Raw genomic sequence first — 22,403 nt, 5'->3', positions numbered from 1 at the left:
CACGGATCTTTGAACGACTGATTTCGAAACAATGCGGTCGCTGACACCGCTCTTCCGGTAGTTGAGGCGCTGCTGTTGGAGGTAAGTCGATGGAGCGCGAGTCAAGCTGCGTCGGTGTGGATGGGGCGAAATCGGGCTGGATAGCCGTTTGGCGGTCGGGCAATGTATTTGCCTACTGCGTGTATCTCCGCGCACGTTCGCTTGTAGATGATCATCGGCAGGCACGGGTCATTGCCGTGGACATTCCGATTGGTCTCCCAGAGCACGGTGGACGAAGGGCAGATGTCGAAGCGCGGCAGTTTGTCGGAGGCCGACGGGCCAGCAGTGTTTTTCGGCGCCTGTAAGAGGCATTCTGGATGCGACGTCGCAGCCAGAAGCATCACGAAGGCATAGGGAGATAGACGGGCGCGGATTCGGCGCGCAGTCGTTTGCAATCCTGTCCAAGATCCGTGAGTGGGATGACTTGCTGCAATCAGATCCATCGGCACGCGCAGTGGTGAGGGAGATTCATCCCGAGGTCTCTTTCTCAGCGCTGAACGGTGGTCGAGGGAGAGGGCTAGCCTTCAAGAAGAAGTCAGTAGAAGGCGCTGGAATCCGAACCCAGTTGTTGTCGTCTGTGTTTAGTCCCGATCAAGTCGAGCAGTTGGTTCGATCGGTCGCACGGCGGCAGGCCGCTACGGACGATGTACTCGACGCATTGGTTGCACTTTGGAGCGCGGAACGCATCGCCGAAGGGAAGTCTGTCAGTTTGCCGACGCCCCCAGTTTCCGATGCCACCGGCTTGAACACTTCAATCTGGTATTAGCCTCGCGTTCGCGTCTCTGAAGGCTTGTCCGGCATACTCGGCTCGACTCCCTTTCGAAGGTGCATCGACCATGCTGCGCAGATCCCGCCTCTTGCTCGGTGCTTGCCTCACCTGTGTGCTTGCCGGCGCGGCCACGGCTCAACCGGCCGCGCCGACGATCCCGGCTGCAACGCGTGCAAAGCTCAGCAGCGCCATCGAAGCCGACCACGACCAGGCCATCGCCCGGCTCCGCGAGTGGATCGCGCTGCCCTCGATCAACGCCGAGAAACTCAACCGCCAGGAAGGCGCCGAGCTGATGCAGCGGATGCTGCTCGACGCGGGCTTCGACACGGCGCGCATCATTCCCACCGACGGGCCCCCGGCGTCTTCGCCCGCCTCGATGCCGGCGCACCGACCACCCTGGCCGTCTACTTCATGTATGACGTGAAGCAGTTCGATCCGCAGGAATGGAGCCAGCCCCCGCTCGAGGGCAAGATCGTCGAACGCGACGACGGCAAGACCGTGCTGATCGCGCGCGGCGCGATCAACCAGAAGGGTCCGGAAGCGACCTTCCTCACGGCCATCCGGGCCTTCAAGGCCACCGGCACGCCGCTGCCGGTCAACCTCGTGCTGGTGGCCGAAGGCGAGGAGGAAACCGGGTCCGAACATTTCGGCCAGATCACCGGGGATCCGGAAGTCGCCAAGGCGCTCGCCGATTCGGTCGGCGTCATCCTGCCCGTGGCCTGGCAGGGCGAAGACGGCGGCGTCGAAATCCACCTGGGCGCCAAGGGCGTGGCCGAGGTCCAGCTGGTGGCCGACGGTGCCCGCTCGGGTCGTGGCCCGGGCATGGAAATCCATTCGATGAACGCGGCGCGTGTGGAGAACCCGGCCTGGCGCCTGATCAAGGCACTGGACACCTGGTCGCCGACGACGGCTACACGCCGACCATCGATGGCTGGATGGAAGAGGTTCGCCCGCTGTCCGCCGATCAGATCGCGCTGATCGATGCGGGCCTGCGGCCCGAGGCCGAGGCAGCGATCAAGAAGAACCTGAAGATCCAGGGCTGGATCGCGGGCGAAGATTTCCGCACCAGCCTGGTGCGGCTGGCCTCGCAGCCGACCGTCAACATCCAGGGCCTGGTCAGCGGTTACACGGGTCCGGGGGCAAGACCTCAATGCCCAATCGCGCCGAGGCGAAGATCGATTTCCGGCTGGTGCCCGACATGCGCGCGGACCAGGTGGTGACCAAGCTGCGCGCCCACCTCGACAAGCGCGGCTTCACCGATATCCAGATCGTGCCCGGCGGCATCTACGGCCCCACCGAAACGCCGCGCGACGCGGCCATCGTCGACGCCCTGGTCGCCGCCGTGGCCGGCGCCGGCCTGCCGCACACGGTCAATCCGCGCCTGGCCGGGTCCTGGCCCGGGTATCGCTTCACCGACCCGCCGGTGTCGCTGCCTGCGGTGTTCGTCGGCATCGGCCAGGGCGGCCAGATGCATGCGCCGGACGAGTGGTACCTGATCGATGCCGAGAATCCCAAGCTCGCCGGCATCGACCGCCAGGCCCTGTTCTACGCCGAGTTCCTGTTCGCGCTCGCCAACGCCAAACCCTGAGCGCCGCGGTACCAGGCCGCTCATCAGGCCGGCCTGGCCGCGCTGGCTTTCCATCGGGCGGGGGGAGCCCCAGGGTCAGCCCCCGCTCGCGTATCGGCCTATTCCGGACGATACGTCAATTAATTAGGACGAAGTGGCACGTAACGTCCGACTGGCTCCGGGATAGTGGCCTCACCGGGAACGACCCGGCCCACCTACTCCCAAGGAAACCGCCATGAACCTCCTCGCCCCGCTGGTCCTCGCCTCCGCCCTCGGCCTGAGCGCCGCCGCCTCGGCCGCCACCCCGTCCCCGATCGCCGACACCCGCCCGACCGTGGTCCTGGTGCACGGCGCCTTCGCCGACGGCTCGTCCTGGAACAAGGTCATCCCGCTGCTGCAGGCCCAGGCCTGAACGCGGTCGCGGTGCAGAACCCGCTGACCTCGCTGGAAGACGACGTCGCCTTCGCCAACCGCGTCATCAACGCCCAGACCGGCCCGGTCGTGCTGGTCGGCCATTCCTGGGGCGGTTCGGTCATCACCCAGGCCGGCGGCCACGACAAGGTGAAGGCGCTGGTCTATGTCGCCGCGTTCGCGCCCTCGCTGAATGTCGCGCCGACCGCCGACACGAAGGACTTCCCGACCCCGCCGGGCTTCGAGCACTTCATCACCGACGCCGACGGCTTCGTCACCCTGCCGAGCTACGCGATCGCCGAGTATTTCGCGCAGGACGTCAGCGCCGAAGAAGCCAACCTGATCCACGCCACCCAGGGCGCGGTGCGCGGCGCCAACTTCGAACAGCCGGTGACCGTGGCTGCGTGGACCGGCAAGCCGTCCTGGTACATCGTCGCGGCCAACGACCGCATGATCGACCCGGGTGCGCAGCGCGCGCTGGCGAAGAAAATCGGCGCCACCACCGTCGAACTGCCGACCAGCCATGTGCCGATGGTGTCGAGCCCGGAAGACGTGGCGAAGGTGATCGTCGAGGCGGCACGGGCGGCCGCGAAGTAAGCAGGCAACAGATCGGGAGCCCGGCATGGGCTCCCCGATCCAGAGTTTCAGCGCTCGACTTTCCGCGAGGCGGCCAGCAGTTCATCCACCCGGCCTTCCTCCGGCCAGCCTTCGACCGTCGCCACCAGCGCGTCATCGACCAGGAAGAAAAACTGCGGCGTGTTCCACTTGCGCACGAAGGACCAGGCCTGCGGCCGATCCGCCAGCACGTGTCGTGCCCGCGGATGGGCGGCGTTCCATCCGCCGATGTGTTCGAGATCCAGGCTGGCGAAAGCGGGGGCCACGAAAACCCGGCGCGCAGGCAGGGCCTGGTCGAGCGCGGGGTCGTTTTCGATCGCAGCCATCGCGGCCCGGGAATAGCGGCAGCCGGGGTGCGAAACCACCACAAGCGTGACGCCGCCCGTCGCCAGCGGCTCGCGCGTCAGCCGGTCTTCGCTGGCATCGAAACGCCAGTAGTGCGCCCCCGTCGTGTTGCCGTTGTCGCCATCGAAATGGGCCGGAAGCGCCTCCAGCGGAACGTCCGGATGTTGCCGGGCCAGGGTGCTGGCGTCCTGCCACCGGCGCGCGGCGATCAGGCTGCGGTGGTAATCCTCGATCTGCAGGCCGGTCGCCAGGTCTCTTCGCACCAGTTCCGCGAACACCGTCCCGTGCGCTTCGGCCCGGGTTCCGCCGTAATAGAAGTTCGCGGCCGCGGCATCGGCGGCGAGGCCGCGCAGCGTGTCGTCGGGCAAGGCCGTCACATCGCCTGCCGCAGCGAACAGGGCATCGAAGCGGGCCAGCGCCTGAGGGGACTGGTGGATTTCGGTGCGACCGTCTTCGGCGTAGGCCTGGAACTGTCCGGGCAGCAGCGGCTGCGCCAGCGCGGGCGCGGTGGCCAGGCGCAGGACCAGAGCAGCTCCCAGCAGTGCGAGGCGGATCGTCGGCATCATGCGCGTCGGTTCTCCGGATCAGGGTCCCGGAAGGCCGGGGCGTCCGGATGCTAGCAGCCGCACCGGCAAGTCCGCCGCCACCGCACGCCGCGGAGCAGCGATAAGCTGCGTGGACCCACGGCATCCGAACAGGCGGGGAAGTGCACATGACCCAACCCGAAATCCGCAACGCCACGACGGACGACATCGACCGCATGGCCGACTGGGCCGTCGCGATGGCCTGGGAAACCGAGCAGAAGAAGCTCGACGGCGACAGCGTGCGCCGCGGCATTCGTGCCGTGTTCGAACAGCCCGGCCGCGGCCGCTACTTCATCGCCGAACGCGATGGCGAAGCCGCCGGCACCCTGATGCTGACCTACGAATGGAGCGACTGGCGCGACGGCGACTGGTGGTGGATCCAGAGCGTGTATGTGGCGCCGGCACATCGCCGCCAGGGCGTGTACGCCGCGCTGTACGCACACGTGAAGCAGTTGGCGCAGGCGACGCCGCAGGTCTGCGGCCTGCGGCTGTACGTTGAGCACCATAACGCCAATGCCCAGCGCACCTACGAATCGCTGGGCATGGTGGATGCGGGTTACCGCATGTACGAGACGGCGCTGCCGAAACGCTGAGCCCAGCGCCGCATCGCGCCGCACCCGGGCAACGCAACACGGCGTTCACCGCCGGCGGTTTCCGGGCAGGGTGGGCCTTGGGCACACTGCGGGCCGGACATCTTTTGCCTGGAATTCCGATGAGCACCGCCGACGACTACCGCACGGCCCTGGACCACACCCGCCGCCTGGCCGACCGCTACCTGGCCAGCCTGCCCGACCGCCCCGCGACGCCCGCCCAGGTGCCCGTGGCGGGCCCGCTGCCCGAAGGCATTGGCCTGCAGGCGGCGTTCGAACATCTCGCGGCGCAGGTCGAACCGTTCCTGTCGGCCTCGCCCGGTCCGCGTTACCTGGGTTACGTCACCGGCGGCGCCACGCCGGAAGCGCTGGCGGCGGACTGGCTGGCCAGCGCCTGGGACCAGAACGTGTCCAACCACGCCGGCTCGATCGCGGCCAGCGTGGAAGCGATGACGGTTATCGCCTTCGCCGGGGCATTCGGCCTGGGCGGGAACCTGCACGGGCACTTCGTCAGCGGCGCCACGGCCGCCAACCTGGTCTGCCTGGCCACCGCGCGCCAGTGGGCGCAGCAGGAAGGCGGCGCGCTGCCGAAGGTGTTCGCCGGCGCCGCGCATTCGAGCATCCTCAAGGCGATGGCGATCACCGGCATCGGCCGCGAGCGCCACGTGCCCGTCGCCACCTTGCCCGGACGCACCGCGGTGGATCCCGCCGCACTGCGCGCCGCACTGGCGGCCGAGACCGGCCCGAAGATCGTGGTCGCCAGCGCGGGTGAAGTGAACATCGGTGACTTCGACGACCTGCAGGCGCTTGCGGACATCTGCCGCGAAGCCGGCGCCTGGCTGCACGTGGACGGCGCCTTCGGACTGTTCGCGGCGCTGGAGCCGTCGCTGCGGCACCGGGTGGTGGGTGTCGAACGCGCCGATTCGGTCACGGTGGACCTGCACAAGTGGCTGAACGTGCCCTACGACAGCGCCATCGCCTACACCACGCGGCCGGACCTGCAGCGGCAGGTGTTCGCGGCTTCGTCCGCCTACCTCGGCGACGACCCGGATCCGCTGCACTACACGCCGGAAAACTCGCGCCGCTTCCGCGCACTGGCCGCCTGGATGGTGCTGGCCGTGCGCGGCCGCGACGGCATCGCGCAATGGGTGGCGGCCAACTGCCGGCAGGCGCGCACGCTGGCCGCGGGCCTGCAGGTACGCGGGTACGACGTGCTCAATCCGGAAGTGGCGTTGAACATCGTCGCGTTCGCGCCGCCCGCCGGCGACGCCGCGGCGCGCGACGCGCTGCTGCAGGCCATCAATGCCAGCGGCGTCACCTTCATGACGCCGACCGTGCTGCACGGCCGGCCGGCGATCCGTGCGGCCTTTTCGAACTGGTCCACCACCGATGCCGACGTGGACCGGATCCTGGCGATGATCGAAAGCCTGCCGCGTCGTTAGCGCAAGGTCTCGCGCCAGGCCTGGAACATCAGCACGCCCCACAGGTGGGTGTGCCACTTGCGTTCGCCGGCCTGGAACTCGTGCCACAGTGCGCGGATCGGTTTCGGGTCGAAATGGCCTTCCTCGCGCAGGCGTCTGTCGTCGAGCTGCGCTTCGGCCCAGTCGCGCAGCGGGCCGCGCAGCCAGTCGCCCACCGGCGCGCCGAAGCCGGACTTGCTGCGGTACACGAGTTCGCGCGGCAGGTAGCGTTCCAGCAGGCGCTTGGGCAGGACCTTGAGCTGGCCGTTGCGCCATTTCATGTGCAGCGGCAGCGACCAGGCGAACTGCGCCACGCGCCAGTCCAGCAGCGGTGCGCGTGCTTCCAGTGCATACGCCATGCTGGCGCGGTCCACCTTGGTCAGGATGTCTTCGGGCAGGTAACAGGCGGTGTCCAGCGCCATCAGCGCATCGGCCGCGTGGCCGACGCCGGGCATCGCCGCGGGGTCGTCGTAGGCGGTGCGCAGGCGGCGGGCGCCGATCACCACCGCTTCCGGCAGCCGCCAGTGGCTGATGCGGTGATGGGCCAGGCCCTGCAGGTCGCCGGCGGCCAGTTCGGCCCGCAGCGCGGCCAGGCCACCCAGGCGCGCGCGTTCACCGGGGTCGCCGGCCAGGCGGGCCAGCGACGCGCGAGGCAGCCAGCGCAGCAGCGCGTGGTTCTGCAGCGTGCGCGCGTAACGCCGGTAGCCGAAGAACAGTTCGTCGCCACCGTCGCCCGACAGCGCCACGGTGACGTGTTCGCGGGTCAGCCGGCACAGCAGGGCGGTGGGAATCTGCGAGGAGTCGGCGAAGGGTTCGTCGAACAGCCGCGGCAGATGCGGCACCAGGTCCAGCGCCGCGCGGCCATCCACGTGCAGCGGCGTGTGCGCCGTGCCCAGGTGGGCGGCGACCGCGGCGGCCTGTTCGCTTTCGTCGTGCACGGCATTGTCGAAACCGATCGAGAAGGTGCGCACCGGCTGCGAGGACTGCGCCTGCATCAGCGCGGTCACCAGCGAAGAATCGGTGCCGCCGGACGGGAAACTGCCCAGCGGCACGTCGGCTTCCATGCGCAGGGCCGTGGCGTCGCGCAGCAGGGCGTCCAGCTGGTCCAGCGCCTCGTCGTCGCTGCCGTCGAAGCCTTGCGCGATGGCGGCGCGCTGCGTGTCCAGCGCGCTCCACCAGGTACGCGGCGCCGGCAGGGCATTGCCGGCGATGTCGGATGCTTTCAGGCGCAGGAACTGGCCCGCGGGCAGCTTGTGCACACCGCGCAGGATCGAATACGGCGCGGGGATGAAGTCGAAACGCAGCAGCAGGGCCAGCGCGTCGGGGTCCACGTCGGCGTGGAAACCCGGCAGGGCGCGCAGCGCCGCGAGCTCGCTGCCGAAGACGAAGGTGCCGTCGGCGGCACGGCCGTAATACAGCGGCTTCTTGCCCAGCCGGTCGCGGGCCAGCCACAGCGTGCGGTCCTGTCGGTCCCAGGCCGCCAGCGCCAGCATGCCGTTGCCGCGCGCCAGCGCCGCTTCGACGCCCCACTGCGCGATCGCCGCCAGCAGTACTTCGGTATCGGAATGGCCGCGGAAGCGATGGCCGAGCGCGGCCAGTTCCGTGCGGATCGCACCGTGGTCGTAGATCTCGCCGTTGAAGGCGATCACCCAGCGGCCGTCGGCCGACACCATGGGCTGGTGGCCTTCCGGGCTGAGGTCGACGATGGACAGGCGGCGGTGCGACAGCACCAGGCCCGCCTCGGCATCGGCCCAGGCGCCGGAATCGTCCGGGCCGCGGTGCGCGATCGCGTCGCCGAGGCGGTGCCCGAGTGCGATCAGCGTCGCCTGGCTGTTGCCGCCGGGGAACCAGACGCCTGCGATGCCGCACATGGCGCGGTCAGTCCCGCGCAGCCGGCGGATCCACGACCGCCTGCCCGTTCTGCAGCAGCCACAACATCACGGTCTTCTGCCGCACGTAGTTGGCGCGCACGTAGGCATAGACCAGGCCGTGCCAACCATCGAGGAAACCACCGCGCAGCAGGTAACCGCGCCAGAACCGCCAGGCCGGCGAAACCACCAGCTTCAACAGCGACGCACGCTTGCCGCGGGCGAAATCGTGTTCCGCCATCAGGCGCGCGTACTTCTGTGTCTTGGCCAGCTGCTGTTCCAGCGAACGGTAGGGGTAGTGGATCAGGTCGCCGTGCAGGGTCTTCACCGCGCCGTCAACACTGGCGGCTTCGTGGATCTCGCGTTTCCCGCGCCAGCCGCCGCGGCGCCGGTCGAACAGGCGCAGTACGCGGTCGGGATAGGCGTTGCCGTGGCGCAGGAAGCGGCCGAAATAATCCGACAGCCGCGCGAAGCGGTAACCCGCGGCGCCTTCGAACCCGCCATCGCGGGCGGCCACCAGGCTGGTGCGCAGTTCCGGGCTGATCCGCTCGTCGGCGTCCAGGCACAGCACCCAGTCGTGCGTGGCCTGTTCGACCGCGAACTGCTTCTGGCTGCGGAACCCGTCGAAGGGCCGCTGCAACACGCGCGCCCCGGCGGCGGTGGCGATTTCGACCGTGGCGTCGGTGGAGAACGAGTCCACCACCAGCACCTCGTCGCAGAAATCCAGCGAGGCCAGGCAGTCGCCCAGGCGCCCGGCCTCGTTGAAGGCGATAATGCAGGCCGAGACACGGGGCGGGCTGGCGGAGGAAGGATTGATGGCGGACTACCTGTTGTTCGCGACCGAACGGTATGCGCTGCCCATTCTGCGGCCGCTGGCGGAAACGCTGCAAGCCGCGGGGCACGGCGTTTCCGCGCTGCTGGTACGTGGTGCCGCGGGTTCGGCGCTGCCGGCGCCGGTGCGTGCCGTGGACGTACGTGGTGCCGTCGCCCTGAAGCCGCGCGCGGTGTTCAGCGCCGCCAACGACGTGCCCACCTTCGTGTCCGGCGCCAAGGTGCAGCTGTTCCATGGCTTCAACGTCGAAAAACGTGGCGACGCCCGAGGACATTTCCGGGTGCGCGGGCTGTTCGACCTGTATTGCACGCAGGGCCCGCTGACCACGGCGCCGTTCCAGGAGTTGGCGGCGCAGCTCGGCCATTTTGCCGTGGTCGAAACCGGCTGGCCCAAGCTCGACCCGCTGTTCCGCGGCGAGGATCCGGAAGCAGCCGCACTCCGTGCAAAAGCCGGCGGCCGCCCGGTGGTGATGTTCGCCTCCACCTTCACCGAACGCCTGAGCGCCGCGCCGGTGCTGTTCGACGCCATCGCGGCGGAGATCGCGCGCGGCGACCGCTACTGGCTGCTGACCCTGCATCCCAAATGTGCGCCGGAGCTGTTCGATCGCTACCGCGCGCTGGCCGGCGCCAACGCCCACTTCGTCGAACCCGAACAACTGGTGCCGGCACAGCGCGCCGCCGACGTGCTGCTGGCCGACACCACCTCGGTGGTTTCGGAGTTCGTCGTCCAGCGCAAGCCGGTGGTCACGTTCCGCAACCGCGCGCCGAAGCCGCACATGCTCGACTTCAGCGATCCGGCGCAGTTGCCGGCGATGATCGAACGTGGCTTCGCACCGACACCGGAACTGCAGCGGGCGTTGGCCGACTACGCCGACGCCATCCACCCTGCGCGCGACGGCCGCGCCAGCGAGCGTGTGCTGGCCGCCACGGAAGCCCTGATCGCCGGTGAACTCGGCCCGCTCAAGCGCAAGCCGCTCGGCGCCTGGCGCCGCGGCCTGCAGATGCGCTGGGAACTCGGCTACTGGGGTTAGCGGCTCAGCGCGGCCGGCCGATTTCCAGCAGGAAGACGCCGTCGCCGCCCTCGCGCACGCCGTAGCCGAACTGCATCGGGCCGATCCAGGAATCGAAGCTGAAGTACAGGCTGCCGTGCAGCTCGTCCTCGCCGTCGTCCATGTCTTCGTGCGCCAGCCAGGTGCGGCCGTATTCCAGCGTGCCGCCCAACACCGCCGGCCGGCTCCACACGCGGCCCAGCTCGTAGGTGTAGCCGGCGTAGCCCATGGCGTAGTTGTCGGCCAGGCGTTCGTTCGGCCGGTAACCCGCGAACCGGGTCAGGCCGCCGAGCCGGAACTTGCTCTGGATCGGCACCGTGTCGCCGCCCGAGTCGTGGTAGCGCAGGCCGACGAAACCCGAATGTTTGCCGATCGCCTGGGCGTGCAGCAGGTCGAAGTTGGTCTGCTCGAAATCGGCGTCGGCACCCAAGGCGGTGCGCGACACCAGGCCACCGAGCACCCCGTAGGTGCCCTTGCGCGGAATGTAGACGCTGTCGATGCGGTCGTAGGTGAGCGCCAGTTCGACCTCGCCCTGGTCGTAGCTCAGGTCATCGAACTGCGGTTCGCCCAGCTCCAGTTCGGCCTTGCCCTCGCGCCGGCGCAGGGTCATCGCGATCGCGCCGTGGTTGCCATATTCGCGGCCGAAGGTCACTTCTCCGCCCCAGTTCGGGGCGCGATAGCTGGCGATGCGCTCGCCGGTGGACTCGTCGAAGGCGCTGAAGCGCGGCGTCTCGATGCTGGCCAGCGCGCCGAAGAAATAGCGGCCCTGCACGCCCAGCGGCTGGTAGTAGTCCACCAGCAGGCCGGGCTCGTTGCCGATCTGCAGCAGGCCGCGCACTTCGCCGCCCAGGGGATTGAGCGGCGCCCGCAGCACGCCGGCGCGCAGGTTGAAGAAGAAGTCACCGCTGAAGTCCGAATACAGGCTCAGGCCGGTTTCCAGGTAGTTCGGGCCGTAGCTGTGCGGCACCACGGTCACCAGCACGCCGGTCTCGCCGTCCTCCTCGATCAGGTCGTAGGTGACCAGGTCCAGGGTGTCCAGGCCGTAGATGCGCTGCAGGTTGCGCTGCAGGCGGTCGGTGTCCAGCGGCAGGCCGGGCGCGATGTCGATCTTCGACAGCAGCACTTCGTCGGCGTAACGGCTGCGGTTGTCCAGGCGCACGAAGTCGATCACCGGCGGCAGCGGGTCGGGCATCGGCCGTGCGGCCTGCAGGCCGTCGTAGCGGGCGCGGTCCACGGCCAGCGCGGCCAGCCGCGGGCGCGCCGCTTCCGCCGACGCGTCGCCGAGCTTCAGCGCCAGCTCGAGTTTCTCGAAGTCGCCGGTGCCGACTTCGGTGCCCAGCGCGGGCTTGATCAGGATGTCGTCGGGACCCAGCGTGGCGATCTGCGTGTTGGCGCTGCCCACGGTCATGAAGCCGCTGATCTGGTCGACGATCTCGAACGGGCTGGCGCCCTCGTCGAGTTTGAGCAGGGGCGAGCTGACGTCCACCGCGATCACCCGCTCGGCGCCCATCGCCCGCACCACGTCCACCGGCAGCTGGTTGACCAGGCCGCCGTCCACCAGCAGGCGATCGTCGCGCGTCACCGGCCGGAACACGCCGGGGATGGACATGCTGGCGCGCATCGCCAGCGCCAGGTTGCCCTGGTCCATCACCACCGCCTGGCCGCTGTTGAGGTCGGTGGCGACCGCGCGGAACGGGATCGGCAGGTCGTCGAAATGCGCGCGCGCGGCCACCGGCTGGGTCAGGCGTTCGAGCAGCAGCAGCACACGTTCGCCCGACAGCACGCCGGGCGCGATCTTGATGCCCTCGTTGCCGATGCCGGGTTTGCCGGCGATCAGCGCCAGGTCGTCGTCGCGCTTGCGCCGGAACGAACGTTCCGGCCGTGCCACGCGGTCGTTGAACATCTGCACCCAGTCCATCTCGCGCAGCGCCTTCTCGATGTCGTCGGCCGGCATGCCCGCGGCATACAGGCCGCCGACCAGCGCGCCCATGCTGGTGCCGGCGATGCAGTCCACCGGGATGCGCTGGCGTTCGAGTTCCTTGAGCACGGCCACGTGCGCAAAACCGCGCGCCGCCGCCGCCCAGCACCAGGCCGATGCGCGGGCGGCCGGGGTCGCCGGCGGGGCCGCAGGTGCCGGCCACCGGCAGCGGCGTGGTCGTGGGCACGGGGTCTGCGGCCAGGGTGCCGGCGGCGGACAGGAACAACAGGGCGCCGGCGAACCAGCGGCTGGGATGCGTCATGGCGGAGTCCTCGGCGCGCGGTGGGGGCGCACCCGATCGCCCGGAAGTCTAGCCTGCGCGTCCGTTTTTCCGGCCCCAGCGCGGACGCGGCGCTAAAGGCATGTTCAGGCCATGAGGATCTTGCGTGGATCGCGTCCGGCGGGGCAGTGGTCGTAGGTGACCGGGATACCGTGCGCGTCGAGCACGGCGGCCAACTGGCGCTGGCGCATCTGGAATCGTTCGAAGGCACGCGTCAGTTGCCCCGGATCCGCCGGTGTCGGCGCGAAGCCGCCCTCGGCCCAGGCCTCGGCGTCGAGCAGGGCGATGCGCACTTCGCCCGCGTGGTAACGCAGCAGCGGTTCGGGCGGCGTGTCCAGCCACTGTTCGCTGTCGGGGGCCAGCAGTGCGGCCTCGACCAGGGGCCACAGGGGCGCCAGGCCGGCATGTTCGTACTGCAGGGCCATCATCGCCGCCAGGTCGTGCAGGGTCAGCAGGCGGGCGTGTTCCACCGATGCGCCGAACCCGTCCTGGGCCAGCAGGGCGGTGTCGGCGCCGGCCATGCCGGTGTCCAGCAGCACCTGTTCCAGGCGCTCGCCGACTTCGGCGACCCGGCCGGCGTCGCCACGCAGCAGGAACGGCAGCAGGCGCAGCGGACCCGCGGCGTGTGCGGGGTCGGGGCGCAGCGGTTCCGGCAGGCCCGCGGCATCGGCGCCGAAGCCGATGACCTGGCCACCGGCCGCGCCGGGCGCGCGCGCCACCAGGCGTTCGAGTTCGGCGTGCAGCGGATGGCCCGGGCGCAGCAGTTCGACCGGATCGAACAGTGCGGCCACCAGGCCCAGGTCCAGTTGCGCGGCCTCGGGGACCAGCTTGGCCAGATCGCGCGCGACCAGCGCCGCCAATTCGCCGGCGCTGGCCGGGGCAAGCGCCGCGCGCTCGGCGTGGCTGCCGGGCGCGAGCTCCAGTGCGAGTGCACCGAGGCAACTGAGGACGGTCTGGGGCATGGGCATACGGTGGCGTCGGGTTATGATCGGCATCATACCCGCCGCACCCCGGAAGGCCGTCCCGCAGGCCGCCCGGTGCGGTTTCCCCAGGCGCTCCCGCCCCTCCGCGGCGGTGCCCGTACGTCCCGAGTCAAGGAGTGTTCCGATGCAGCTCACCCGTCGTGTCGCCATCCTCGGCGGCGTCCGCATCCCCTTCTGCCGCAACAACACGGCGTATCACGACGTCGGCAACCTCGGCATGTCGATCAAGGCGCTGGGTGCGCTGGTGGAGAAGTTCCAGCTGCATGGCGAAGTGCTGGGCGAAGTGGCGATGGGCGCCGTGCTCAAGCACAGCAGCGACTGGAACCTGGGCCGCGAGGCCGCGCTGTCGTCCGGCCTGTCGCCGATGACGCCGGGCATCACCCTGCAGCGTGCCTGCGGCACCGGCCTGGACACGGTGATCCTGGTCGCCAACAAGATCGCGGTGGGGCAGATGGAAGCCGGCATCGGCGGTGGTTCCGACACCACGTCCGACGTGCCGATCGTGGTCGGCAAGCGCCTGCGCCGCCGGCTGCTCGACGCCAACATGGCCCGCAGCTTCGGCGCGCGGCTGAAGGCGTTCAAGGGATTCAAGTTCAAGGAACTCAAGCCGGAATTCCCGGGCGTGGGCGAACCGCGCACCGGCAAGTCCATGGGCGAGCACTGCGAGCTGATGGCCAGGAATGGCAGATCCCGCGCGAGGCGCAGGACCAGCTGGCGATGGAATCGCACAGGAAGGCCGCGGCGGCGTACGAGCGTGGTTTCTATGCGGACCTGGTGACGCCGTTCCGCGGCCTGGAGCGCGACAACATCCTGCGCCCGGACACCTCGCTGGAAAAACTCGCGACGCTCAAGCCCGCCTTCGACAAGACCTCGGGCCAGGGCACGCTGACCGCCGGCAACTCCACGCCGCTCACCGATGGCGCCTCGGCGGCGCTGCTGGCGTCGGAGGGCTGGGCCAAGGCGCGCAACCCGGAAGTGCAGGCCTGGCTGGTGGACGCGCAGGTGGCGGCGGTCGATTTCGTGCACGGCGAAGGCCTGCTGATGGCGCCGTGCTGGGCGGTGGCGACCCTGCTCAAGCGCAACAACCTGACGCTGCAGGACTTCGATTTCTACGAGATCCACGAGGCTTTCGCGGCCCAGGTGCTGTGCACACTCAAGGCCTGGGAAGACCCGGAGTTCTGCAAGACCAAGCTGGGCCTGGACGCGCCGCTGGGCAGCATCGACCGCAGCAAGCTCAACGTGGTCGGCAGTTCGCTGGCGCTGGGCCATCCGTTCGCGGCCACCGGCGCGCGCATCGTCGCCACCGCCGCCAAGCTGCTCAAGGAAAAGGGCCAGGGCCGCGCGTTGATCTCGATCTGTACCGCCGGCGGCATGGGTGTAGCCGCGATCGTCGAGCGCTGAGGTTCAGCGCGGCAGTTGCGGGATGCCGTGTTCGTTGCGGAGCTCGGCCACCGCCTGGTCGGCGATCTGTTCGCGCAGGCCGCGGCCGCCGAGTGGCAGCGCGGTTTCGCTGCGGCCCATGCGCAAGGCATTGGCATAGGCCAGCTGGGCGCGGTTGGCGTCGTTCTGCGCGGTACAGACATCCCCCAGGGCTTCCCAGGCGTCGGCACCGGCGCCCTGCGCCAGCGCGCGGTGCAGGTAGTCCTCGGCCTTGCCCCAGAGCTGTTGTCCGCGGCACAGCCGGCCCAGGGCCAGCAGCAGGGCCGGGCTGGCGGCGTGCGCGGCCAGCCAGCCTTCGGCGCGGGTCAGGCGCGGACCACCGTCGCAGCCGCCGGGCAATTGGCCGTACAGCGCCACCAGCGATTCGTCCCACTGCGCGTCCAGCGTCTCGGCCACGGCCTGGTGCCCGGGCTCGTCCAGCCCCAGCTGCGCGGCGCGGCGGGCGAAGGCGGCGGTCACGTCCGGCGTCTGCTGCAGCCGTTGCGGCATGGCGTTCCAGCGCTGCAGCAGGCTGTCGGCCTGCGGCGCCTGCGTGAGTGCGGCGGCGCAGAGCTCGCGTTCCAGTGCGGCCAGCGCGTCGGCGGGCAGCGTCTGTTCGCGGCGCAGCGTGTTGAGCTGGACCTGGGCGTCGTGCGCACGCCCGGTGGCGGCCAGCGCCCGCGCCTGCAGCAGCAGCGCCCGTGGCGGCAGTGCACCGGTCAGGCCCGACAGCGCCGCCAGCGTGTCGTCGTGCCGGCCGAGGCTGGCCAGGCGCGAGGCCTGTTCCAGCGCGGCGGCCTGCGGTTCGTGTTCCAGCAGCGCGGCCTGGTGGCGGGCGGCGGCCTCGACGTCACCGCGGGCACTGGCGGCCTGATGCGCGCCGATCAGGGCGGCGGTGCGCAGGTCGGTTTCATCGGCGGCTTTGACCAGCAGCGATTCCGCGCGGGCCCAGCGACCCTGGTGCAGCGCCTGCAGGCCGCTGACCAGGCGGTTGCGTGCCTGCTGGCGCGCGTGCCGCTGCCAGGCCCGCAGCGGCAGCCGCAGCAGCCACCACAGCGCCCACAGCGAAAACCAGAGCAGACCCCAGGCCAGCACGAAATACGCCAGCGTGGTCGTGTAGGTGAGGCCGCGGAAGCGCACCACCACATCGCCCAGGTCCTGCGAGAACCAGTGCCAGGCCAGCGCGCCGGCCACGGCCAGCAGCAGCCACCACACCAGTTGGCGGTACAGGTTCACGGCCGCTCGATCCGGCTGCCCTGGCGCAGGCTGCGCAGCTGCTGCAGGCCGGCGCCCTGCACCGGCAGGTCGGGCGTCAGCGACAGGCTGGCCAGCACCACCAGGCGCTCGCGCTGCACGCGCAGCGTGTTGCTTTCCGCGTACAGCCGCTGCAGCCACTGATCGATGCGTTCAAGACCGGCGCGGAAGCTGGCCTGGTCGCGACGGTCCAGGGCGGTGCGGGCCAGGGCCAGCTCCAGGCCGAGCGCGGCCTCGCCGGTGGCGCGGTCCGATGGCGAGATCAGGTCCTGCGCACTGCTGGGCCGCACCTGCACGACGGCGTCGAGCAGGCGCTGCCAGCGCGAGTCGCTGCCGCCGGCCATCGTCGGCGCCCCGGGCGCGCGGCTGGCCAGGTGGCCCAGGCTGGACTGCAGGGCGTCGAGTTCAGCGGCCGCGATCCGGCGCGGGTCGGCCGGCAGCGCGCGCAGTGCCGACAGTTCCTGGCCCAGGGTCTGGCGCAGGCTGATGAACTGCGGATCGGTGAGCGGCGCCAGGACGTCGCGCGCCATCACGGTGGCGCGGATCGCGCCTTCGACATCGCCGGCGATCGCCAGACGCGCCTGCGCCAGGCTCAACAGCAGTTCGGCTTCGTCCAGGCGCAGCGCTTCGCGGCCTTCGCTGGCCTGTGCCGAAAGTTCGCGCAGGTTGTCTTCGAGGATGGCGGCGCGCTGGCCGACGCCCAGCACTTCGTCGCGCAGCAGGCCGGTGCGCGCGCTGGTGTCGGTCAGGCGCTGGTCCAGGCCCTGGTGGGTGCGGCGCAGCGTGGCGAGGGCCTGTTCGGCCTCGAGCAGGCGGGCGTCGAGCGCTTCGGGACTGAGGTCGGGGCCGGCGTCTTCGGCGGGTCGCCAGGCCTGCCACGCGCGCCAGCCGCCGTAGCCGGCGACGACCAGCACCACGAGCAGCAGCAGCCATCCCAGCGCACCGGAACGGCGTCGGACAGGCGGAGTTTCGGGAGAAGTGTCGAGCACGGTGTCCATTACCGACAGAGAACGCGAATTCGCCGGCAATCCTACCGGAAGCGACCCTGCGCCACATCGGCGGCGAGGGCCGCGAGCATGGCCGCTGGCGTGGCCCCCTCGGCCGGCACGATCAAGCTGAAACCCGCGTCCGCCAGCATCATCGCCAGGCGCGGGCTGCTGGCCACGGCCGGACGCTGCTGCAAACGATCGCGCGACTTGTCGGGCAGGCCTTTCCACAGGCTATCGAACGCCTCGGCGCTGCTCACCAGCAGGGCGCAGGAAGCCGGCGCGTCGAGCGCCGCCCGCAGGCGGTCGGCACGCGGGACGATGGCTTCACGCCGGTACACCGGGGCGACATGCACACGCGCGCCGCGCCGCGCCAGGGTTTCGGCGATCAGGCCGCGGCCGCCGGGCGCGGTGACCAGGCCGATGTCGCGGCCGGCGGGATCCTGCAGTTCCGGCAGCGCCAGCAGCGCCTCGGAGTCGGCCCGGCCGGCCGGCACCCGTGCGCCGGTGATGCCCGCGCGCCGCAGTGTCGCCGCCGTGCCCTTGCCCACCGCCAGCCAGCGTTGCCCGCGTCGCGCCCGCAGCACGACCTGCCGGGCGGCGAAAGCCACCGCACTGGGGCTGGTGAACACCACATCGTCGCAGGCCAGTGCCGCCGTCAGCGCCGCGCCCGCATCCAGCGGCGCCAGCCGCAGCGTGGACAGCGCCAGCACACGCGCGCCTTGCGCGGCGGCGGCCCGGCGCACCGGCGCGTGGCCACCCGAAGGGCGCAGCGAGATGACGTACCATCCCGCCAGCGTTGGCGTGGATCCTGGCTTGGCCATGGCGCCAGCTTGGCACAGCCCCAGGACACCGTCATCGCATGCCCGACCTCGAAAGACTCAATGCGCATTACCAGGCGATGCCGCCGGTCGCCGCGATGCGCATCCGCGCCACCGGCTTCGACGGCGACTGCCTGCGCCTGCACGCGCCGCTGGACGCCAACCTCAACGACAAGGGCTGCGCCTTCGGCGGCAGCTTGGCCGGGCTGATGACCCTGGGCGGCTGGGGCCTGCTGACCCTGAAGCTGGAGGCGGCGGGCCTGGACGCCGAGGTCTATGTCGCCGACAGCCAGCTGCGCTACCTCAAGCCGCTGTACGCCGACCTGATGGCCGAGGCCCGGCTCGAACCCGGGACCGACTGGGACAACGTGCTGCGCACCTTCCGCGAACGCGGCCGCGCCCGCGCCGTCGTCCAGGCCGTGGTGCGTGGTCCCGACGGCGAGCCGGTGGCCGACCTGGGCGGTCGTTTCGCCCTGCTGCGCGCGCCCTGATGCCGTCCGGGCGGCTTTGTGCATAATGCGGCCATGAACCTCCGACCGATCCGGATTCCCGCACTGCTCGTGCTGCTCCTGCTGGCGACGCTGGCCGGCTGCAGTTCGGCCACCAAGACCAACCCGCGCGACGAGATGCTCTACCACTACGTCAGCGTGATCCGTTGGAGCGAGTTCGAAGCGGCCCTGGGTTTCATCGACCCCAAGATCCTTGAGGCCGATCCGGTGTCGTCCTTCGAGCTCGAGCGCTACAAGCAGTTCAAGGTCTCCGGTTACGAGGTCAAGTCCGCGCGCGACCTGAGCGAGGACGAGTACGAACAGATCGTCGAGATCCGCCTGGTCAACATCAACACACAGGTCGAGAAGATCATCACCGACCACCAGATCTGGCGCTGGGACCCGGAGGGCAAACGCTGGTGGCTGGCCAGCGGCCTGCCGGACCTCGACGCCGAAGTGCACTGACCCGGGTTTTGCCCGCGGCCGCGGCGGCGCCCATAATGCCGGCCCCCGCTGCCCGGAATGCCCCGCCCACCATGGATCGCCTGCTCGACTTCGCCCAAGCCAACCCGCTGCTGTCCATCGCCTTCGTGGGCCTGACCCTGGCCATCGTCTACACCGAGATCCGCGGGCTGTTCCGCGGCTACAAGGCCGTCAACCCGGCCCAGCTGACCGAACTGATCAACCGCGAGGACGCCCTGGTGCTGGACCTGCGCGGCCAGCCGGACTTCGAGAAGGGCCACATCATCGGTTCCCGGCACCTGCTGCCCAGCCAGATCGAGCCCGAGGGCAAGCTGCTGGCCAAGGCGAAGGAAAACCCCGTGGTCCTGGTCTGCGCCGCCGGCGTCACCGCGTCCGCCGCCGCCGAGAAGCTGGTCAAGGCCGGTTTCAAGCGGGTGAGCGTGCTCGATGGCGGCATCACCAGCTGGCAGTCCGCCGGCCTGCCGCTGGCCAAGGGCCGGACCTGAGCGCGGACCCGGAACAGCCGGGCATGCGATAATCGCGGCCCTTTCACCTTTCCACCTTTCCCGGAGTTGCCGTCATGGCCGAGCAGAACAATGGTGCCACTGGCGCCGAACAGGCGCAGTTCACCATCCAGAAGATCTACGTCAAGGACGTGTCCTTCGAAGTCCCGGGCGCGCCGCAGATCTTCAACGAGCCGGGCCAGCCGAACCTCGAGCTCAACCTCAACCAGAAGGTGGCCCGCGCCGCCGACGGCGTGTTCGAAGTGGCCCCGGCATCACCCTGACCTGCAAGCTGGGCGAGAAGACCGTGTACCTGGCCGAGCTCGAGCAGGCCGGCCTGTTCGGCCTGGCCGGTTTCGACGACCGCACCCTGGACATGATGCTGGGCACCTACTGCCCGAACGTGCTGTTCCCGTACGCCCGCCAGGCGATCGGCGACCTGGTCGCGCAGGGCGGCTTCCCGCCGTTCTACCTGCAGCCGATCAACTTCGAGGCGCTGTACGCCGAAGGCCTGCGTCGTCGCGCCGAAGCCGCCCAGGGCGGTCCGGCGGCCGAGGCCGGCAACGCCTGATCCGGCTGCGGCGCCGATGAGCACCGCCAAGCCTGCGATCGCCGTGCTCGGGAGTGGTTCCTGGGGCACGGCGCTGGCGTCGCTGATTGCCCGCAATGGCCATGCGACCACGATCTGGGGCCGTGATGCGTCCCAGGTCGAGGCCATCGCCACCCGGCACGAGAATCCGCGCTACCTGCCGGACATCCCGCTGCCGGCGTCGCTGGCCGCCACCACCGACCTGGCCGCGGCCGTCGCCGGCGCCGACCTGGTGCTGGTGGTGACGCCCAGCCATGCCTTCACCGAAACCCTGCACGCGCTGGCGCCGCACCGCCGCGCGCATGCCGGCGTGGCCTGGGCCACCAAGGGCTTCGAACCCGGCTCGGGCCGTTTCCTGCACGAGGTCGCCGGCCAGGTGCTCGGCTTCGCCGTGCCGCTGGCGGTGGTCACCGGCCCGTCCTTCGCCAAGGAAGTGGCCCAGGCCTGCCGACCGCAGTGACGGTGCATTCGGACGACGAGCAGTTCGCGCTGTCGGTGGCCGAGGCGCTGCACGGCGCGGCCTTCCGCGCCTACACCGGCAACGACATGCTCGGCGCCGAGCTCGGCGGCGCGATGAAAACGTGCTGGCGGTCGCCACCGGCGTCGCCGATGGCATGGAACTGGGCCTCAACGCCCGCGCCGGTCTGATCACGCGCGGGCTCAACGAGATGCTGCGGCTCAATGTCGCGCTCGGCGGCCGTGCCGAAACCCTGATGGGCCTGGCGGGCCTGGGCGACCTGGTGCTGACCTGCACGGGCGACCTGTCGCGCAACCGCCGCCTGGGCCTGGCGCTGGGCCGCGGGCAGTCCATCAAGGAAGCGGTGGCGGCGATCGGCCAGGTGGTGGAGTCGGTGCAGACCGCTGACGAAGTGATGCGCCTGGGCGAACGCCACGGCATCGAACTGCCGATCTCGGCCCTGGTGCGCGAGGTGCTGCACGAACGCATCACGCCGATCGAGGGCCTGGGCATGCTGCTGTCGCGCGAGCAGAAACCCGAATACCCCGAAGGCCTGTTCGAATAAAAAAGCCCGGCCGAAGCCGGGCTTTTCATTCGCAGGACGCCTTGGATCAGAAGCTGGCGCGCACGCCCACCAGGTAGGACTCGCCGTTGTCGCCGAATTCGGCTTCGCCGGTGATGCCCCAGGTCTGGGTGATCTTGTACTGGGCGCCGACGGTGCCGGTGAAATCACCGTCGAAATCGCTGCCGTCGTAGTAGTTGGCCTTGATCAGGCCCTCGAAGCTGTCGCTGAACGAACCGCGCACACCGACCGAGGTGCGGAAGCCGTCGAGCTTGGCGAAGTCGAGGTCCGAACGGCTGTGGGCCACTTCACCGATCAGGTCGGCGTTGGCGCCGAGGCTGTGGTGGTAACCCAGGCCGAAGTCGGTGGTGTCGGCGTCGATGTTGGTGTCGTCGAATTCGGTCTGCGAGTAGCCGCCAAACGCGTAGAAGCCGGACTGGCCGAACTCGTAGGAACCGCGCAGGCCGAAGCCGTCGGCATCGAGGCTGTTGTCGCCCTGGGTGTTCAGGTAGTTGCCTTCGACATAGGTGTAGCTGAGCTTGTCGTCGGCCTGGGCGGCGAAGGGAACGGTGGCGAGCAGGGCCAGGGCAAGAAGGGAACGCTTCATGTTGAACTTCCTTATTTCGACTTTGGGGACGCCCGTGGGGAGCGCAGGGCCGAGTATGGGAAGTGCAACGTAACGCGGGATTAACGACGCGATGTTTTGATGCGACCCGTGTCGTCAGTCATGCATCGCGGCATCGGCGAAGCCGGATTGCCGCCAGGCTTCGAACACCGCGACCGCGACGGCGTTGGAAAGATTGAGACTGCGTTGTCCCGCGCGCATGGGCAGGCGGAGCCTGTTTTCAAGCGGTATTCGCGCCATCACGGCGTCGGGCAGGCCGCGCGTTTCCGGACCGAACACGAACGCATCGTTCAGCTGATAGGCGACGCGATCGTAGCGATTGCTCGAACGCGCGCTGAATGCGAACAGCCGTGGCGCGTTCAGGAATTCCAGGCAGTGTTCGAGCGAAGCATGCCGATGCACACGTGCGAATTCGTGGTAGTCGAGTCCGGCGCGGCGAAGCTTCGCGTCCTCGAGATCGAAGCCGAGTGGTTCGACCAGGTGCAGCCCGGCGCCGGTGTTGGCGCACAGCCGGATGATGTTGCCGGTGTTGGGCGGGATCTCGGGTTGGTAGAGGATGACGTTGAGCATCCGGCGATTATCCATCGCCGGCCCGCGCTTCAGCCGGCGCAGTGGATGCGGCGGCTGATCAGGCCCAGGTCGCCGGGCATGCGGGCCAGGGCGAGCATGCCGGCGGGCCGCGGCGCGTTGCTGCAATCGACGCCGGCGGCGACGACCCGTTCCAGGCTCAGCCCCAGGGAGGGAGGCTCATGCATGGCGGCGGCGAGAGCCACGGCCAACAGGGGCAGGCAGAACAGGCTGCGATGGATCGGAGTGGAGAGTCGGTGGCTCATGGCGTCGTCCTCGGGATCACTTTCCCTGGAGACAG

The 22,403-nt window shown here is 69.8% G+C and carries 23 protein-coding genes and 4 pseudogenes; 16 read left to right on the top strand and 11 right to left on the bottom strand.

The features are described from left to right. The first annotated feature begins 89 nt into the window (after positions 1-89). From FRZ33_RS17540 to FRZ33_RS03040, 7 genes and pseudogenes are all read left to right on the top strand, one after another. Positions 90-805: pseudogene (locus FRZ33_RS17540) on the top strand (DUF429 domain-containing protein). A 70-nt stretch (positions 806-875) separates the two neighbouring features. Beyond that, positions 876-1,232: a hypothetical protein gene (locus FRZ33_RS03060; protein ID WP_146907560.1), complete on the top strand. Its 357-nt coding sequence runs from the start codon at positions 876-878 to the stop codon at positions 1,230-1,232. After that, a complete protein-coding gene (locus FRZ33_RS03055) occupies positions 1,229-1,786 on the top strand; it encodes a M20/M25/M40 family metallo-hydrolase (RefSeq protein ID WP_158637067.1) in 558 nt (185 codons plus the stop codon). The genes FRZ33_RS03060 and FRZ33_RS03055 overlap by 4 nt, the downstream gene beginning before the upstream one ends. Next, positions 1,744-2,028: a hypothetical protein gene (locus tag FRZ33_RS03050; protein ID WP_146907556.1), complete on the top strand. Its 285-nt coding sequence runs from the start codon at positions 1,744-1,746 to the stop codon at positions 2,026-2,028. The genes FRZ33_RS03055 and FRZ33_RS03050 overlap by 43 nt, the downstream gene beginning before the upstream one ends. Continuing rightward, entirely contained in the window at positions 1,959-2,396 is a 438-nt protein-coding gene (locus FRZ33_RS03045; protein ID WP_146907554.1) for a zinc-binding metallopeptidase family protein, read from the top strand. The genes FRZ33_RS03050 and FRZ33_RS03045 overlap by 70 nt, the downstream gene beginning before the upstream one ends. Before the next feature lie 214 nt (positions 2,397-2,610). Further along, entirely contained in the window at positions 2,611-2,787 is a 177-nt protein-coding gene (locus FRZ33_RS15845) for an alpha/beta fold hydrolase (protein ID WP_227978058.1), read from the top strand. A gap of 11 nt (positions 2,788-2,798) precedes the next feature. Next, complete coding sequence (locus FRZ33_RS03040) at positions 2,799-3,383, top strand: alpha/beta hydrolase (RefSeq protein ID WP_227978056.1); 585 nt, start codon at positions 2,799-2,801, stop codon at positions 3,381-3,383. 47 nt (positions 3,384-3,430) lie between these two features. Here the strand turns inward: FRZ33_RS03040 and FRZ33_RS03035 are convergent, their stop codons facing one another. Further along, on the bottom strand, positions 3,431-4,309 hold the full coding sequence (locus FRZ33_RS03035; protein ID WP_146907552.1) for a hypothetical protein: 879 nt from the start codon (positions 4,307-4,309) through the stop codon (positions 3,431-3,433). A gap of 149 nt (positions 4,310-4,458) precedes the next feature. Here FRZ33_RS03035 and FRZ33_RS03030 point away from each other — a divergent pair, with 149 nt between their 5' ends. Further along, entirely contained in the window at positions 4,459-4,923 is a 465-nt protein-coding gene (locus FRZ33_RS03030; protein WP_146907550.1) for a GNAT family N-acetyltransferase, read from the top strand. Between the two features lie 119 nt (positions 4,924-5,042). Next, on the top strand, positions 5,043-6,362 hold the full coding sequence (locus tag FRZ33_RS03025; protein WP_146907548.1) for a pyridoxal phosphate-dependent decarboxylase family protein: 1,320 nt from the start codon (positions 5,043-5,045) through the stop codon (positions 6,360-6,362). Here the strand turns inward: FRZ33_RS03025 and asnB are convergent. Together asnB and FRZ33_RS03015 are read right to left on the bottom strand one after the other, a co-directional pair. Continuing rightward, complete coding sequence (asnB, locus tag FRZ33_RS03020; RefSeq protein ID WP_146907546.1) at positions 6,359-8,251, bottom strand: asparagine synthase (glutamine-hydrolyzing); 1,893 nt, start codon at positions 8,249-8,251, stop codon at positions 6,359-6,361. The genes FRZ33_RS03025 and asnB overlap by 4 nt on opposite strands. Before the next feature lie 7 nt (positions 8,252-8,258). After that, positions 8,259-9,065, bottom strand: a complete 807-nt coding sequence (locus tag FRZ33_RS03015) for a glycosyltransferase family 2 protein (RefSeq protein ID WP_146907544.1) — start codon at positions 9,063-9,065, stop codon at positions 8,259-8,261. Between FRZ33_RS03015 and FRZ33_RS03010 the strand changes: the two genes are divergently transcribed. Next, positions 9,061-10,110, top strand: a complete 1,050-nt coding sequence (locus FRZ33_RS03010) for a CDP-glycerol glycerophosphotransferase family protein (protein WP_174755000.1) — start codon at positions 9,061-9,063, stop codon at positions 10,108-10,110. The genes FRZ33_RS03015 and FRZ33_RS03010 overlap by 5 nt on opposite strands. A 4-nt stretch (positions 10,111-10,114) precedes the next feature. Here the strand turns inward: FRZ33_RS03010 and FRZ33_RS03005 are convergent, their stop codons facing one another. Together FRZ33_RS03005 and FRZ33_RS03000 are read right to left on the bottom strand one after the other, a co-directional pair. After that, a complete protein-coding gene (locus FRZ33_RS03005) occupies positions 10,115-12,361 on the bottom strand; it encodes a patatin-like phospholipase family protein (protein WP_227978250.1) in 2,247 nt (748 codons plus the stop codon). A gap of 111 nt (positions 12,362-12,472) precedes the next feature. Further along, a complete protein-coding gene (locus FRZ33_RS03000) occupies positions 12,473-13,348 on the bottom strand; it encodes a hypothetical protein (protein WP_227978054.1) in 876 nt (291 codons plus the stop codon). Between the two features lie 145 nt (positions 13,349-13,493). Here FRZ33_RS03000 and FRZ33_RS02995 point away from each other — a divergent pair. Beyond that, positions 13,494-14,770 (top strand): annotated as a pseudogene (locus FRZ33_RS02995) (acetyl-CoA C-acetyltransferase). Positions 14,771-14,773: 3 nt separating this feature from the next. Here FRZ33_RS02995 and FRZ33_RS02990 read toward each other — a convergent pair. The 3 genes from FRZ33_RS02990 to FRZ33_RS02980 are packed head-to-tail and all read right to left on the bottom strand — an operon-like array spanning position 14,774 to position 17,852. After that, positions 14,774-16,024 carry a heme biosynthesis protein HemY gene (locus tag FRZ33_RS02990; RefSeq protein ID WP_146907536.1) on the bottom strand — a complete coding sequence of 417 codons (1,251 nt, stop codon included), beginning with the start codon at positions 16,022-16,024 and terminating at the stop codon, positions 14,774-14,776. Beyond that, positions 16,021-17,040 (bottom strand): uroporphyrinogen-III C-methyltransferase, encoded by a 1,020-nt coding sequence (locus tag FRZ33_RS02985; protein ID WP_146907534.1) that lies wholly within the window; start codon positions 17,038-17,040, stop codon positions 16,021-16,023. The genes FRZ33_RS02990 and FRZ33_RS02985 overlap by 4 nt, the downstream gene beginning before the upstream one ends. Before the next feature lie 32 nt (positions 17,041-17,072). Beyond that, the gene (locus tag FRZ33_RS02980; RefSeq protein ID WP_146907532.1) at positions 17,073-17,852 is read right to left on the bottom strand and encodes a uroporphyrinogen-III synthase; all 780 of its coding nucleotides are present in this window, start codon (positions 17,850-17,852) and stop codon (positions 17,073-17,075) included. A 38-nt stretch (positions 17,853-17,890) separates the two neighbouring features. Between FRZ33_RS02980 and FRZ33_RS02975 the strand changes: the two genes are divergently transcribed. The 5 genes and pseudogenes from FRZ33_RS02975 (at position 17,891) to FRZ33_RS02955 (ending at position 20,913) form a co-directional block, all read left to right on the top strand. Then, positions 17,891-18,340 carry a YiiD C-terminal domain-containing protein gene (locus FRZ33_RS02975; RefSeq protein ID WP_146907530.1) on the top strand — a complete coding sequence of 150 codons (450 nt, stop codon included), beginning with the start codon at positions 17,891-17,893 and terminating at the stop codon, positions 18,338-18,340. A 33-nt stretch (positions 18,341-18,373) separates the two neighbouring features. Next, complete coding sequence (locus FRZ33_RS02970; protein ID WP_146907528.1) at positions 18,374-18,802, top strand: hypothetical protein; 429 nt, start codon at positions 18,374-18,376, stop codon at positions 18,800-18,802. 71 nt (positions 18,803-18,873) lie between these two features. Continuing rightward, positions 18,874-19,305, top strand: a complete 432-nt coding sequence (locus FRZ33_RS02965) for a rhodanese-like domain-containing protein (protein ID WP_146907527.1) — start codon at positions 18,874-18,876, stop codon at positions 19,303-19,305. Between the two features lie 74 nt (positions 19,306-19,379). Beyond that, positions 19,380-19,873, top strand: a pseudogene (gene secB / locus FRZ33_RS02960) (protein-export chaperone SecB). A 16-nt stretch (positions 19,874-19,889) separates the two neighbouring features. Continuing rightward, positions 19,890-20,913, top strand: a pseudogene (locus tag FRZ33_RS02955) (NAD(P)H-dependent glycerol-3-phosphate dehydrogenase). Between the two features lie 46 nt (positions 20,914-20,959). On the opposite strand, the gene FRZ33_RS02950 reads toward FRZ33_RS02955, so the two are convergent. The 3 genes from FRZ33_RS02950 to FRZ33_RS02940 form a co-directional block, all read right to left on the bottom strand. Continuing rightward, the gene (locus tag FRZ33_RS02950) at positions 20,960-21,517 is read right to left on the bottom strand and encodes an outer membrane beta-barrel protein (protein ID WP_146907525.1); all 558 of its coding nucleotides are present in this window, start codon (positions 21,515-21,517) and stop codon (positions 20,960-20,962) included. A gap of 114 nt (positions 21,518-21,631) precedes the next feature. Beyond that, the gene (gene trmL, locus FRZ33_RS02945; RefSeq protein ID WP_425480611.1) at positions 21,632-22,120 is read right to left on the bottom strand and encodes a tRNA (uridine(34)/cytosine(34)/5-carboxymethylaminomethyluridine(34)-2'-O)-methyltransferase TrmL; all 489 of its coding nucleotides are present in this window, start codon (positions 22,118-22,120) and stop codon (positions 21,632-21,634) included. Between the two features lie 14 nt (positions 22,121-22,134). Continuing rightward, entirely contained in the window at positions 22,135-22,368 is a 234-nt protein-coding gene (locus tag FRZ33_RS02940; RefSeq protein ID WP_146907521.1) for a hypothetical protein, read from the bottom strand. Positions 22,369-22,403 lie beyond the last annotated feature (35 nt).

It is taken from the genome of Arenimonas daejeonensis (assembly GCF_007993735.1).
Taxonomy (GTDB): Bacteria; Pseudomonadota; Gammaproteobacteria; order Xanthomonadales; family Xanthomonadaceae; genus Arenimonas; species Arenimonas daejeonensis.
This window is presented reverse-complemented; position numbering and strand designations above follow the sequence as displayed.